Raw genomic sequence first — 11,798 nt, forward strand, 5'->3', positions numbered from 1 at the left:
GGGAGCCTCGAAGGATGAACGGCCGAGATGCAGCCGGGCCGTCGCCCTTCGAGGCTCGCCTTACGGCGCTGTCGCGCCGTAAGGCGAGCACCTCAGGGTGACGGATCGTCCCGTTCAATGCCCCCGCGCCGGCGCGCCGAGATTGATGGGGCGGAGCACGGCCGCGGTCGGAATCATCAGCACGGCGATGATCGCAAGAGTCCAGAACACATCGATATAGGCGAGGAAGTCGACCTGCTGCTGCAGGGTCTTTCCGACCCAGGCGACCGCCTGGGACGCCGCATCGCTCGCATTCGAGCCCTGGGCCTGGAAGTAGCGCGTCATCGCGTCGATGGTCTGCTGGTAGCCGAGGTCGGATGGCGCGGCGTGCTCGATCAGGCGGCTCTGATGGAATTGCTGGCGCTGCGCCAGAACCGTCTGCGCCAGTGCGACACCCATGGAACCACCGATATTGCGGGCGACGTTGATCAGCGCGGAGGCCTGGTTGGTCTTGTCGGGTGGCACGCCGTCGTACGAAGCAGTCGTCACCGGCAGGAACAGGAACGGAAGACCCATCGCCAGGAAGATGCGCGAGAGCGCGGCATAGCCGTAGGTGATATCGCCGTTGATTCCGGTCAGATGCCACATCGACAGCGCGACAATGGTTGCGCCCATCATGATGAGATATTTCGGCTGCACCGTGCTGACGAGGCGTCCGACCACGGGCATCAACATCAGTGTCGCAACACCACCCGGCGACAGAGCGAGACCCGCCAGCAAGGCTGTGTAGTTCAGATCGGTCTGGAGCAATTGCGGCAATATCTGCGTCGTCGAGATCAGCACCGCACCGGTGCCCAGCATCACGAGGAAGCACGCCGCAAACTGCCTGCGACCGAGCAGCCGCAGATCGACGATCGGATCCTCGCGCGTCAGCTCCCACGGGATCAGCGCGAGCAGCGAGGCGGCCGACAGCACCGCGAAGACGATGATGATGTTAGAGCCGAACCAGTCGTTGCGCTGGCCTTCATCGAGGACGTATTCGAGCGAGCCGAGCCCGATCGCGACGAGCAGGAATCCGATGTAGTCGACGCGCAGGCCCTTGCTCAGCAGCTTCTCCCGCTCCTCCTCCGCGCCCGACGGCTCCTTGACCAGCGTGCCGACCAGAAACAGCGAAAGCAGTCCCATTGGCACGTTGATCAGGAACACCCAGTGCCATGTGTAGGTATCAGTGATCCAGCCGCCGAGCGTCGGGCCGATCACCGGCGCGACGACCACCGCGACACCGTAGATGGCAAAGGCCTGTCCCCGCTTCGCCGGCGGAAAGGAATCGGCGAGGATCGCCTGCTCGCTGGTCGCCATGCCGCCGCCGCCGAGCCCCTGCAGGATGCGGAACAGCACCAGCGTTTGCAGATTCCAGGCGAAGCCGCACAGCAGCGAGGCCAGCGTAAACGTCGCCACGCACATCATGTAGAAGCGCTTGCGGCCGATCACGGTCGACAGCCAGCCCGAGATCGACAGCACGATGGCGTTGGCGACGAGATAGCTGGTGATGACGTAGGTGCTCTCGTCGATGCCGACGGCAAGACCGCCGGCGATGTGGCGCAAAGCGACATTGGCGATGGTGGTGTCGAGCACCTCCATGAAGGTCGCGATCGAGACCACGAAAGCGATGAGATAGGGATTATGCCCGCCGGCCGCGGAGCGCTCCGGCGACCAGCCTCCGGCGCCGTCTTGCGTGGTATCAGTCATCGCACCTTGGTCCACGGCACGACCGACATGCCGGGACCGACGGGCAGATCAGCCGGCCAATTGTCGACCACGATCTTCACCGGCACGCGCTGCACCACCTTGACGTAGTTGCCGGTGGCGTTCTCCGCCGGCAGCAGGCTGAAGGCCGTGCCGGAGCCCGGCTGGACGGAATCGACATGGCCGATCAGCTTGCGCCCGGGATAGGCATCGATCCGGATCTCGACCGGCTGTCCCGGCCGCATGTCGGCGAGCTGCGTCTCCTTGTAATTGGCGACGATCCAGACGTCGTCAGGGACGAACATCATCAGGCTCTGCCCTGCGGTGACGAACGTGCCCTTGGCGCCGGAGAGCTTGACGATGCGGCCCGACTGCGCCGCGACGACGTTGGTGTATTGAAGATTCAGCCTGGCTTGATCCAGCTGCGCCTGCGACTGCTGAAGCTGTGCCTTGGCGCCTTCGAGCTGGGCTTGCAGCGTCTTGATACCGACCTGCGCAGCCGTCACGGCGGTCTTGGCGCGCTCGGTGTTGGCCTGCTGGGCCTGGAGGTCGGAGCGGGTCTGCTGCTGGCGCTGCACGGTGCCGGCGCCCTTCTCGACCAGATCCTGCGCGCGGTTAAACTCTTCCTGCGAGAACTGGAGCTGGGCCTGCGCCTGCTCGAGCTGCGCCTGGGCCTGCTTGATCTGCTCTTGCTGGGAATCGATTTGCGCCGCGACATTGCTGATGTTGGCCTTGGAGACCTCGACCTGCGCTGCGGCCTGATCAACGGCGATGCGATAGTCGCGCTCGTCGATCCTGGCGAGCACGTCGCCGGCGTTGACGTGCTGGTTGTCCGTCACCGGGATGTCAGTCACGTAGCCGCCGACCTTCGAGGCCACGGAGAAGCTGCGGGCGGCGACGAAGGCGTCGTCCGTGGATTCGTAATGCCGGACTTGAAGCCAGTAGAGCAGACCGCCGACCAGAGCTGCGATCAGCACGATGGCGGCGACGGTCGCGAGCAGCCAGTGCTCGGCGATGCGCTCGCGCAGCGTCGGAGTTTTGTCCGGGCTGGCGGGCTGCGCCTTGCCGTCGTGCCTGGCATCGGGCGAATTCTTTGGAGCTTCCACCTTCTGCGGTTGCTCCGCGGACGGCCCACGCTCCCGGGTTTGAGCATCCACTGCGAACACCTCGTTCGGGGTTTTGGCTTGGCGACCGGCTTGGCCCTGCGCATTGACATGCGCACTCGCCGGAAGCCTAACCGGAGCCCCGACGCAGGGTTCCGGCGCGCGGGAGTACCGCCGTTATTCGTGAATGCATTGCACAGAAAAGAAGCGCGACCCTGTTCCCGCCGCGGTTCAGCAAAGGCCTGCGCACTCGGTCAGTGCGTGTTGGTCTCGTGCCATTTCTCCAGGTCCGGCTTTTTGTCGCCGGACTTCTGCTCCTTCTCCGGATTGCCCTTCCAGGGCTTATCCGTCTGGGCGTGCGATCCCCAGTCGTTCTGCCGCCGGGGATCGTCGGTGGGCTTTTCCTTGCTCATCGGGTCTCCCTTCGTCTGCGTTGAGGGTTCAAGCGAACGGAACGCGGTAATAGGCATCGATGCCGCGCATCGCGGCGTCATCACCCCAGTTCCAGTCGCCGCGCTCACCGTATTTCGGCGCGCCTTCGAGCGCCTTGGCGGTGATCCCGGTGACATAGCCGCCAAGCTCGGTGTCGTATTTCAGCGACTGCCAGGGCAAGGGATAGTGATCATTGCCCAATCCCAAGAATCCGCCGAAGCCAAGCACGGCGTAGGACACCTTGCCGCTGACCTTGTCGATCATCACGCGTTCGATCGAACCGATCCGGTTGCGGTCGGCGCCGTAGACCGATGTTCCCTCGACCTTGTCGCTGCCGATCAACCGGCCCATCTCGCTGCGATCCAGCTCGCCCTGATTCAACATGTTGGTTCTCCACTCAGCCAATGTGCGGATCAACTTGCGTGAACGGGTGATCGTTCCAGACGGCACCAGACAGGAACATCGCCGAAAGCGCGCTGTTCTTGATTTTCCAGCGCAAGGAAACCGGGAGCCGCCCACGATGTCTCAGACCGTCTCCGACTTCATCGTCCAGCGTCTGCATCAATGGGGCGTGCGTCACATTTTCGGTTACCCAGGCGATGGCATCAACGGCGTGTTCGGCGCACTGAACCGCGCCGAGGCCAAAGCCGAGACCAGGATCGGCTTCGTGCAGGCCCGCCACGAGGAGATGGCGGCATTCATGGCGTCAGCCTATGCGAAATTTTCCGGCGAGCTTGGCGTCTGCATTGCGACGTCGGGCCCTGGCGCTTCGCATCTCGTCACCGGCCTCTACGACGCGCTGCTCGATCACCAGCCGGTTCTGGCGATTGTCGGTCAGCAGGCGCGAAACGCATTGGGCGGGAGTTATCAGCAGGAACTCGACCTGGTCTCGATGTTCAAGGACGTTGCCGGCGCTTATGTCGCGCAGGCCTCCTCCTCCGCCCAAGTGCGGCATCTGATCGACCGCGCGGTGCGGATCGCGCTCGCGCGCCGGGCCCCAACGGCCATCATCCTGCCCAACGACCTCCAGGAGGAGGTTTACGACGGCCCGCCCCGTGCGCACGGGACCTTGCATTCCGGCGTCGGCTACACAGCTCCGCGCATCGTGCCGCACGAGGCCGAGCTCGATCGTGCCGCCGAGGTGCTCAATGCCGGCAAGAAGGTCGCGATGCTGATCGGTGCCGGCGCACTGCACGCCACCGACGAAGTGATCGCAGTCGCCGACCGCCTGTCCGCCGGCTGCGCCAAGGCGCTTCTCGGCAAGGCGGCGCTGCCCGACGACCTGCCATGGGTAACGGGCTCGATCGGCCTGCTCGGCACCGAGCCCAGCTACGACATGATGATGGAATGCGACACGCTGCTGATGGTCGGATCGGCGTTTCCTTACGCCGAATTCCTGCCGAAGGAAGGGGCTGCGCGCGGCGTGCAGATCGACATCGATGCCGGCATGACATCGATCCGCTTTCCCATGGAAGTCGGCCTGGTCGGCGATGCCGCCGAGACGTTGCGGAGCCTGCTGCCGCGGCTCGCCCCCAAGAGCGACGGCGCCTGGCGCCAGGGGATCGAGGACAACGTCGCCAAATGGTGGAAGACGTTGGACGGTCGCGCGCATCAGCCCGCTGCACCGATCAACCCGCAGCTCGTCGCCTGGGAACTGTCGCCGCGCCTGCCCGAGCGCGCCATCATCACCAGCGACTCGGGCTCCTGCGCCAACTGGTTTGCGCGCGATCTCAAGATCCGGCGCGGCATGACGGCCTCGCTCTCGGGCGGTCTCGCCTCGATGGGCGCCGCCGTGCCTTACGCGCTCGCTGCGAAATACGCCCATCCCGACCGGCCCGTGATCGCACTGGTCGGCGACGGCGCCATGCAGATGAACAACATGGCCGAGCTGATCACGGCCGCCAAGTACTGGCGATCCTGGCGCGATCCGCGCTTCGTCGTCTGCGTCTTCAACAACGAGGATCTGAACCAGGTCACCTGGGAGCAGCGCATCATCAATGGCGATCCCAAGTTCGAGGCCTCCCAACGCATTCCCGACGTGCCCTACTCGCGCTTCGCCGAGATGATCGGCCTCACCGGCATCTTCGTCGACAGCCCGCAACTCCTCGGCTCGGCCTGGGAGCAGGCGCTGGCAAGCGAGAAGCCCGTCGTCCTGGAGGTGAAGACCGATCCCGAGGTGCCGCCGCTGCCACCGCACATCACCTTGCAGCAGGCAAAGAACTTCTCGCTCGCCTTGATGAAAGGTGATCCCAACGAAAGAGGCGTGATCGAGGGGGCCGCGCGGCAGGTGCTCGAAAAGATCCTGCCTGGAAAGCAATGAGGTGACTCATGAGTGACTTTCGCGACATTCAGCATGGCGTCAACGATCCCGTCGACGGCGTCGACGTGAAGCGCCAGATCAACACCAACCAGACGCCGCACGAGCGGGCGCAGCGCCATGCCGACGTGAGAGCCGAACCGTCGGCCTCGCCGTCCGAGCCGTTCCTGCCGGAACGATTGCGGCGGAAGCCGACCGATCCGATCAATCCCCGCACTGGCCGTCACCCGACCGATTAGGAACCTCGGTCCAGAAGCCGTGTTGATCGCCGCAAAGACCGACGCGGCAGGAGCCGCGTGGCCAATCAGAGGGACCGAACCATGAAACGTACCGTCATCGCGTTTGCCTGCGTGCTCCTTGCAGGCCCAGCTCTTGTCGCAGGCCCAGCTCTTGCCCAGTCGCTTGGCGAGAAGACCGGCGTCAATTCGGCGCTCGGCGTTGCGCCTGCGACCGCCGATTTCGTCAAGGAGGTCGCCGTCAGCGACATGTTCGAGATCGAGTCGAGCAAGCTCGCCGAGCAGAAGGGCAATGCGCAGGAAAAGACTTTCGCGCAGCAGATGATCACGGACCACACCAAGACCAGCGGCGAGCTGAAGGGCCTCGTCAACGACGGCAAGGTGCAGGCAACGTTGCCGACCGCGCTCGACAGCTCGCACCAGAGCAAGCTCGACAAGTTGAAGAGCGCGACCGGAAAGGACTTCAGCTCCGACTACAATTCCTACCAGGTCAGCGCACACGAGGACGCCGTGTCCCTGTTCGAACGCTATGCCAAGGGTGGTGACAATTCGGCATTGAAGGATTGGGCCGGCAAGACGCTACCGGCGCTCAAGCATCACCTCGACATGGCCAAGGAGCTTGGCAAGGCGCCAAGCGTCGGTCAATCCAGGTAATCTCTTGAACGCTCATCGAGGACGCCGTTCTGACCGGCGTCCTCGACATTTTAGCAACGACCCTGATCTCCGCGCATTGGACTGCAACATCGCGGAGAGCAGCATGCCCCAGCACCACAAGACCTCATTGTCCCGCCGGCAAATCGTCCACGCCGCAAGCGCCACGCTTGCCGCGGCCTCGCTGGCATCGACGACAGCGAAAGGAAGCACCGATATGGCCGAGCAAGACCTGATCGATCCCGTCACCCGCTATCCAAAGCCGCCATTCAAGAAGCAATCGCAGCCCTGGCCCGGCCTTGCCGGCAAGATGGAGCCCAAGCCGGATCACGGCGAGAGCAGTTACAAGGGCTCGGGCCGCCTCAAAGGCCGCAAGGCTCTGATCACCGGTGGCGATTCCGGCATGGGCCGGGCGGCGGCGATCGCCTATGCGCGCGAAGGCGCCGACGTCGCCATCAACTATCTGCCTGCGGAGGAGCCGGACGCGCAGGAGGTGATCGCATTGATCAAGAAGGAGGGGCGCACCGCCCTCGCGCTGCCCGGCGACCTCAAGGATGAAGATTTTTGCAAGAAGCTGGTCGAACAGGCGGTGCAGGGCCTTGGCGGTCTCGACATCATCGTCAACAACGCGGCGCGTCAGCAGGCACGTGCCTCCATTCTCGACGTCTCGTCGGAGGATTTCGACGCGACCATGAAGACAAATATCTACGCGCCGTTCTGGATCATCAAGGCGGCGCTGCCGCATCTCAAGCCCGGCTCCTGTCTCATCGGCACGACATCCGAGCAAGCTTACGATCCCTCACCGGATCTCTACGACTACGCGCAGACGAAGGCGGCGACGATGAACTACGTGAAGTCGCTGGCCAAGCAGCTCGCTTCGAAGGGCATTCGCGTCAACGGCGTTGCGCCGGGACCGATCTGGACGCCGCTCCAGGTCTCCGGCGGCGCGACGATGGAGAAGCTCGAAAAGTTCGGCGGCATGACCCCGCTTGGTCGCCCTGGCCAGCCCGTCGAACTGGCCTCGATCTACGTGCAGCTAGCTGCGGCCGATGCCAGTTATGCGACCGGCCAGGTCTATGGCTCTGCCGGTGGATCGGGCCAACCGTAGCGGCTCAGGAACGATCATCGACGTCAGGCTTTACAAAAACGTCATGAAGAACCTTTCGCCAAGCCTGGATCAATGGCGCCTGTAACAGTCAAACCCACGCGGATCGATATCGCGATCTCGGATGGAATCGCGGAGCACACCAACCCGAAGCTCGAGGAGACTGCCGAAGCGTTGACCTGGGGCGCGGACGAGCATGTGCTGCTCGCCCTCGCTGCTGCCGGGTGGCTCTACGCCAGAAGGCGACCTGCCGACGAGCGCCGTGTCGCCAACCATATCCTCGCGGTGTCGCTGGTGACTGCGTTGCTTCCGCACGTCCTGAAATCCGCATTCGATCAGGTGAGGCCGGATCGGCTGACGGTGCAAGGCCATCGCCGCGGCGTCCCGTTTTCGGGACAGGCGCGCGATGCCTTTCCGTCCGGCCATGCTGTGCATATGGGCGCGCTGGCGTCCGCGGCGAGCCTGTTGCCGCCGCCCCGGCGCCGTCTCGTGCGCGGCGTTGCCGTCGGGCTCTCGCTGACGCGCATCGCTCTGCTTGCGCATTGGGCCAGCGATGTGGTCGCGGGCTTCACATTGGGCATCGTCATCGAGCGGATGCTGCGACCGTGGACGCTCGCAAGGTGGAGCGCCCAACCTGGAAAAGCCGAGCGCGGTCATGACTGAGTACGCCATCCGCTTCATCGCCGGCGGTGTGATCGTATCCGCCTTCGCAATCCTCGGCGACATGTTGCGGCCCAAAAGCTTTGGGGGCCTGCTCGGCGCCGCGCCGTCAGTGGCGTTGGCGACGCTGAGCATCGCCGTCGTTCAACACGGCCCGCGATATGCTGCAGCGGAAAGCTGGACAATGATCTACGGCGCGGCGGCCCTCGCCTGCTACAGCGTCGCGGTCTGCCAGCTTCTGATGCGATATCGTTGCGGGGCGTTGCCGGCCACCATCATGGCTTCCGTCGTATGGCTTGCGGTTGCCTTTGCGCTTCTCGCCGGTTTCGGAGGTGCCGCCTGATGCTGGTCAAGCTATCATCGTCCGCCCTCAAGCAAACGCGCTGGTACGAATACGGCGTTCGCTTTGTGCTCGGCGGATTGGCGACAGTTTTCACCGGCCTCGTAAGCGCACGCTTTGGCGTCGCCATCGGCGGGCTCTTCCTCGCGATCCCTGCCATCTTCTGCGCCAGCGCGACGCTGATCGAGAGCCACGAGCGTCGCGCGAAAGAGAAGGCCGGCCTTGCCGGGCGACGACGCGGCCAGCAGGCCGCGGCTCTCGATGCTGCGGGGGCTGGCCTTGGAAGCGTGGGTCTGGCGGCGTTTGCCGCCACCTTCTACGCCCTCGTTGCGACGAGCGTGATGGGGGCATTCGCGGCCGCTATCCTGGTATGGACTGCCGTCTCGGTGACTGCGTGGTGGCTGAGGCGAAAGCTTCGCATCACCGCACAGGCCAAGCGCTGAGGGCGATCAGCGCGAAGCCGCCGCCGCTTCCCGTGGCATCAGGAAATCGTGCATCGCAGCCGCCGTCTGGAGCTGTTCGATGCGGGCCGCGACGGAGTCACGCTCGCGACCATCCGGCAACCGCGACAGCTCATGCTCCAGTCGCAGCCTCTGCGCATCCAGGCGCTGTTCGAATGTGTGCGGTTCAGATCGTTTTCGCATCATCTCTCCTCGGTGGCTGCAGGCCGGGACTATTGGCCCAGCGCTCGACTTGCTCGATTACCTTCTGGTGGCTCGGACGCACCGGCTTTGGTCCTTCGGGCTCGTCGGAAAGCTTGCGGGGTAACCTGACGTCATCTGTCATGGCCCACCTCCCTTCCAAGGAGAATGCGCCAGAGTCCAAGTCGTTTCAATAATAACTTATTGATTTTGCTGGGCATTTCTACTCATTTGAGGAGTTTACCGACTCTTATGGAACTCGCGCCAACCTCGCCCGTTGAGTAAGCTACTCAAACTCATCAATTTGTGTGGTCGACGATGAATGACCTTCGCGCAGAGCGTCTTCAGGTCATGCTTTCTCCGGAAGAGCTGGCCGCGGTTGACGATTTCCGGTTCAAGCACCGGATGCCGACGCGTGCGGCAGCCGTCCGCGACCTTCTCAAGTTGGGGCTGGCGGCTGTGGGCGTTGATGCGATTCCCGGGGTCAAATCGAGCAGCTTCGGCGTATTTGGCCGTGGGCCGGATGGACACAGTCAGAGCGACTCCGAAAGCGGCAGCGACGACTGATCACAGCCGGAAAGCAAAACGACCCCGGCACGGTGGGTGCCAGGGCCGTCCTTGGAGATTGCTTCCGGAGCACCGGGGGCATGTCACCGGAAGCAATCAGTCGACTCTTCGTCAGAAGATTCGTTCCCAGCGGCGTCAGCCGCTCGGAGCAGCGCCGGAATCATCCGGCGTCATGCCCGAGCCCGGCGTCTTGCTGTTGTCGTTGAGCGCGGGATCGCGCGTCGCCTCGCGCGACGGCGAACCGGCTTGATCTGTCTTGTGCACGGTCTGCGCACGGTGCTTGTCGCGCGGCTGATCCTCCGCGCGCTTGTCCTTGACGATACCGTGGTCGGAGTGTGCCATGATGTCCTCTCGCTTCTTCCGATGCCTCGAAGCGCTTACGCTTCCATGCATCGAATGTTCCTAAGAGCGAGAGGCCCGCAGTGCTAGCTGTGCGCCGCGTGCACCGTCACGGATGCATTTTCCTGATGGACCTGCCGAACCGTCGTCACGGTCGCAAACGCGACCGAAACGCCAAAGGCGAGAATGAGCGAGAGAAGTGCCAGACGTGGAGCCATTGCAAAACCTCCTTCTGGAATCTGAAAATCAATGCGGCCGACCATTCCTGGATGATTGTCGATTGCTGCAGCTTATTCCGTGAGCAGCATCACACGCAGATCCACAAAAAACAGAGCTGTCAGGCGCCCTGGCGATTCAGGCCACTGACCCTAACGGGCGCGATTTCGCCATCGAGCCAGTCCTGCTCTTTCGCCAAAGCCGTCCAGGCATCCGCCATGCGGGAGTAGCGATTATAGGCGGGACGCCCTTCCGATCGCTCGGCCAATTGCTGGCAGTTCTCAGCGTTGTCCCTGAAGATGTCAGACTGTTTCATGATCTAGACGTGGGTACGGAACCCCTCGCCTGCAACCGCCCTTACGGGATCGTAACATCAGGGGGAACTTTGCACCCTACAGGTCATTGGATGAGGATGCGGATATTTGTCGCGATCATCCTGGCCTTCATCAGCACCGCGGCCCTTGCCGACAGCACCGGCGAGCAGATGCGCGCAGATCGTGCGCCTGATGCGACCGACGTCATCACTGGCCTCTACACGTTCAGCCGCTTCCAGCAAGGTCTGTTGGAGAGTACCGACCTCAAGGGTAATGCGGAGGTCAAGAACCTCGCCGCACTTCGTGCCGAAGAGGCGGCCCAGCGCGACAAGGCGCTGAAGGCAATTCAGGATACGATCGGTGCCGAGCCGCGCGTGAGCAAGGCGGCGTCTTCAGGCATCAGCCTCGCAAAACCCGATGATTCCGAGGGGCCGGCCTATGTGAGAACGTTCTACGCCGCCCAGATCCCTGAATACGAGACCACGATCACCCTGCTCGAGCGTTATCTGAGGACTCCTGACAACCCCGCGCTCGCGGCCTTCGCACGCGAGCAGCTCCCCCTGCTCCGCGCCCAGTTGGAGAACGCCGAGCGTACCATGGCCGACAAGTAGCGGACCTACTTGTCCTGCGGATGATGTTGCTGATCCATTGGGCGCACAGTGCGATTGCTGTCGGGCATGTTGTCCCGGCCGGCGTCGCCATTGGCATCCTTGCCGCCCGAGGTCGAGGTGCCGCTGCCACTGGGGTTCGACGCCGTCCCCGTGGTCTGCGAACCCGCACGCGGCGTGGCGGAACTGGCGGCTGGATCTCCGGTCATCGCACCGCGCCCGCTGGGCGCGCCAGCCTGCGCCAGCGCAGATCCGCTCGCGAATAATGCGGCGATGAGGACGACCAATCCGGCTTTCATATGCGCTCTCCCTGTGTTTGCAGGGCTAACCTCAGAACCTGTCCGGGCGTTCCTAAGCCGCCGGCCGCGGGTTTCGCGATTGGAACATTCCGACGCCCCACTAAGGCGCGAGAATTTTTAGCTATTTCAATGGAACTCTCGTCAATCTTCGTCGTTAGCTTCGTTGGGCTGAGCATGGCAGGTTCCAATTCCGGGCGTCGCAACCTTGGCGCTTGATTTCGAATTTGGCTGACGCTCTATGTTAA

General features: G+C 63.5%; 18 protein-coding genes. 9 read left to right on the forward strand and 9 right to left on the reverse strand.

What is annotated here, in order from left to right; genetic code table 11:
* Nucleotides 1–114: 114 nt before the first annotated feature.
* From Q0687_RS11245 to Q0687_RS11260, 4 genes are all read right to left on the reverse strand, one after another.
* On the reverse strand, nt 115–1,728 hold the full coding sequence (locus Q0687_RS11245) for a DHA2 family efflux MFS transporter permease subunit (protein ID WP_298876090.1): 1,614 nt from the start codon (nt 1,726–1,728) through the stop codon (nt 115–117).
* Nucleotides 1,725–2,882 (reverse strand): HlyD family secretion protein, encoded by a 1,158-nt coding sequence (locus tag Q0687_RS11250; protein ID WP_298876093.1) that lies wholly within the window; start codon nt 2,880–2,882, stop codon nt 1,725–1,727. The genes Q0687_RS11245 and Q0687_RS11250 overlap by 4 nt, the downstream gene beginning before the upstream one ends.
* A gap of 200 nt (nt 2,883–3,082) precedes the next feature.
* Nucleotides 3,083–3,241 carry a hypothetical protein gene (locus Q0687_RS11255; protein WP_298876097.1) on the reverse strand — a complete coding sequence of 53 codons (159 nt, stop codon included), beginning with the start codon at nt 3,239–3,241 and terminating at the stop codon, nt 3,083–3,085.
* A 28-nt stretch (nt 3,242–3,269) separates the two neighbouring features.
* The gene (locus tag Q0687_RS11260) at nt 3,270–3,644 is read right to left on the reverse strand and encodes a PRC-barrel domain-containing protein (RefSeq protein WP_298876099.1); all 375 of its coding nucleotides are present in this window, start codon (nt 3,642–3,644) and stop codon (nt 3,270–3,272) included.
* Nucleotides 3,645–3,780: 136 nt separating this feature from the next.
* Here Q0687_RS11260 and Q0687_RS11265 point away from each other — a divergent pair, with 136 nt between their 5' ends.
* From Q0687_RS11265 to Q0687_RS11295, 7 genes are all read left to right on the forward strand, one after another.
* The gene (locus Q0687_RS11265) at nt 3,781–5,580 is read left to right on the forward strand and encodes a thiamine pyrophosphate-requiring protein (RefSeq protein WP_298876101.1); all 1,800 of its coding nucleotides are present in this window, start codon (nt 3,781–3,783) and stop codon (nt 5,578–5,580) included.
* 8 nt (nt 5,581–5,588) lie between these two features.
* Entirely contained in the window at nt 5,589–5,816 is a 228-nt protein-coding gene (locus Q0687_RS11270) for a hypothetical protein (RefSeq protein ID WP_128953211.1), read from the forward strand.
* An 81-nt stretch (nt 5,817–5,897) separates the two neighbouring features.
* Nucleotides 5,898–6,467, forward strand: coding sequence for a DUF4142 domain-containing protein (locus tag Q0687_RS11275; RefSeq protein ID WP_298876114.1), 570 nt, complete (start codon nt 5,898–5,900; stop codon nt 6,465–6,467).
* A gap of 214 nt (nt 6,468–6,681) precedes the next feature.
* Nucleotides 6,682–7,572 (forward strand): SDR family oxidoreductase, encoded by an 891-nt coding sequence (locus tag Q0687_RS11280; RefSeq protein ID WP_298876258.1) that lies wholly within the window; start codon nt 6,682–6,684, stop codon nt 7,570–7,572.
* A 72-nt stretch (nt 7,573–7,644) separates the two neighbouring features.
* Nucleotides 7,645–8,232: a phosphatase PAP2 family protein gene (locus tag Q0687_RS11285; RefSeq protein ID WP_298876117.1), complete on the forward strand. Its 588-nt coding sequence runs from the start codon at nt 7,645–7,647 to the stop codon at nt 8,230–8,232.
* Nucleotides 8,225–8,572, forward strand: coding sequence for a DUF3147 family protein (locus Q0687_RS11290; RefSeq protein ID WP_298876120.1), 348 nt, complete (start codon nt 8,225–8,227; stop codon nt 8,570–8,572). The genes Q0687_RS11285 and Q0687_RS11290 overlap by 8 nt, the downstream gene beginning before the upstream one ends.
* Nucleotides 8,572–9,012, forward strand: a complete 441-nt coding sequence (locus Q0687_RS11295) for a hypothetical protein (protein ID WP_298876123.1) — start codon at nt 8,572–8,574, stop codon at nt 9,010–9,012. The genes Q0687_RS11290 and Q0687_RS11295 overlap by 1 nt, the downstream gene beginning before the upstream one ends.
* A 6-nt stretch (nt 9,013–9,018) precedes the next feature.
* On the opposite strand, the gene Q0687_RS11300 is transcribed toward Q0687_RS11295, so the two are convergent.
* On the reverse strand, nt 9,019–9,213 hold the full coding sequence (locus Q0687_RS11300; protein WP_298876125.1) for a hypothetical protein: 195 nt from the start codon (nt 9,211–9,213) through the stop codon (nt 9,019–9,021).
* Nucleotides 9,214–9,528: 315 nt separating this feature from the next.
* On the opposite strand from Q0687_RS11300, the gene Q0687_RS11305 reads away from it, so the two are divergent.
* The gene (locus Q0687_RS11305; protein ID WP_298876129.1) at nt 9,529–9,777 is read left to right on the forward strand and encodes a hypothetical protein; all 249 of its coding nucleotides are present in this window, start codon (nt 9,529–9,531) and stop codon (nt 9,775–9,777) included.
* A 135-nt stretch (nt 9,778–9,912) separates the two neighbouring features.
* Here the strand turns inward: Q0687_RS11305 and Q0687_RS11310 are convergent, their stop codons facing one another.
* The 3 genes from Q0687_RS11310 to Q0687_RS11320 form a co-directional block, all read right to left on the reverse strand.
* Nucleotides 9,913–10,119: a hypothetical protein gene (locus Q0687_RS11310; protein WP_298876132.1), complete on the reverse strand. Its 207-nt coding sequence runs from the start codon at nt 10,117–10,119 to the stop codon at nt 9,913–9,915.
* An 83-nt stretch (nt 10,120–10,202) separates the two neighbouring features.
* On the reverse strand, nt 10,203–10,334 hold the full coding sequence (locus Q0687_RS11315) for a hypothetical protein (RefSeq protein WP_298876135.1): 132 nt from the start codon (nt 10,332–10,334) through the stop codon (nt 10,203–10,205).
* 119 nt (nt 10,335–10,453) lie between these two features.
* Nucleotides 10,454–10,648 (reverse strand): hypothetical protein, encoded by a 195-nt coding sequence (locus tag Q0687_RS11320; RefSeq protein WP_298876138.1) that lies wholly within the window; start codon nt 10,646–10,648, stop codon nt 10,454–10,456.
* 96 nt (nt 10,649–10,744) lie between these two features.
* Between Q0687_RS11320 and Q0687_RS11325 the strand changes: the two genes are divergently transcribed.
* Nucleotides 10,745–11,257 carry a DUF4142 domain-containing protein gene (locus Q0687_RS11325; RefSeq protein WP_298876141.1) on the forward strand — a complete coding sequence of 171 codons (513 nt, stop codon included), beginning with the start codon at nt 10,745–10,747 and terminating at the stop codon, nt 11,255–11,257.
* A 5-nt stretch (nt 11,258–11,262) separates the two neighbouring features.
* Here the strand turns inward: Q0687_RS11325 and Q0687_RS11330 are convergent, their stop codons facing one another.
* Entirely contained in the window at nt 11,263–11,553 is a 291-nt protein-coding gene (locus Q0687_RS11330) for a hypothetical protein (RefSeq protein ID WP_298876143.1), read from the reverse strand.
* Nucleotides 11,554–11,798: the final 245 nt, after the last annotated feature.

Origin of the sequence: uncultured Bradyrhizobium sp., assembly GCF_936928535.1 — a bacterium.
In the GTDB taxonomy this organism is placed as follows: Bacteria; Pseudomonadota; Alphaproteobacteria; order Rhizobiales; family Xanthobacteraceae; genus Bradyrhizobium.

Coding starts and splice junctions, on each gene's coding strand:
- Q0687_RS11245 (WP_298876090.1), bottom strand. CDS start 1,728: ATGACTGATACCACGCAAGACGGCGCCGGAGGCTGGTCGCCGGAGCGC.
- Q0687_RS11255 (WP_298876097.1), bottom strand. CDS start 3,241: ATGAGCAAGGAAAAGCCCACCGACGATCCCCGGCGGCAGAACGACTGG.
- Q0687_RS11260 (WP_298876099.1), bottom strand. CDS start 3,644: ATGTTGAATCAGGGCGAGCTGGATCGCAGCGAGATGGGCCGGTTGATC.
- Q0687_RS11265 (WP_298876101.1), top strand. CDS start 3,781: ATGTCTCAGACCGTCTCCGACTTCATCGTCCAGCGTCTGCATCAATGG.
- Q0687_RS11270 (WP_128953211.1), top strand. CDS start 5,589: ATGAGTGACTTTCGCGACATTCAGCATGGCGTCAACGATCCCGTCGAC.
- Q0687_RS11275 (WP_298876114.1), top strand. CDS start 5,898: ATGAAACGTACCGTCATCGCGTTTGCCTGCGTGCTCCTTGCAGGCCCA.
- Q0687_RS11280 (WP_298876258.1), top strand. CDS start 6,682: ATGGCCGAGCAAGACCTGATCGATCCCGTCACCCGCTATCCAAAGCCG.
- Q0687_RS11285 (WP_298876117.1), top strand. CDS start 7,645: ATGGCGCCTGTAACAGTCAAACCCACGCGGATCGATATCGCGATCTCG.
- Q0687_RS11290 (WP_298876120.1), top strand. CDS start 8,225: ATGACTGAGTACGCCATCCGCTTCATCGCCGGCGGTGTGATCGTATCC.
- Q0687_RS11295 (WP_298876123.1), top strand. CDS start 8,572: ATGCTGGTCAAGCTATCATCGTCCGCCCTCAAGCAAACGCGCTGGTAC.
- Q0687_RS11300 (WP_298876125.1), bottom strand. CDS start 9,213: ATGCGAAAACGATCTGAACCGCACACATTCGAACAGCGCCTGGATGCG.
- Q0687_RS11305 (WP_298876129.1), top strand. CDS start 9,529: ATGAATGACCTTCGCGCAGAGCGTCTTCAGGTCATGCTTTCTCCGGAA.
- Q0687_RS11310 (WP_298876132.1), bottom strand. CDS start 10,119: ATGGCACACTCCGACCACGGTATCGTCAAGGACAAGCGCGCGGAGGAT.
- Q0687_RS11315 (WP_298876135.1), bottom strand. CDS start 10,334: ATGGCTCCACGTCTGGCACTTCTCTCGCTCATTCTCGCCTTTGGCGTT.
- Q0687_RS11320 (WP_298876138.1), bottom strand. CDS start 10,648: ATGAAACAGTCTGACATCTTCAGGGACAACGCTGAGAACTGCCAGCAA.
- Q0687_RS11325 (WP_298876141.1), top strand. CDS start 10,745: ATGCGGATATTTGTCGCGATCATCCTGGCCTTCATCAGCACCGCGGCC.
- Q0687_RS11330 (WP_298876143.1), bottom strand. CDS start 11,553: ATGAAAGCCGGATTGGTCGTCCTCATCGCCGCATTATTCGCGAGCGGA.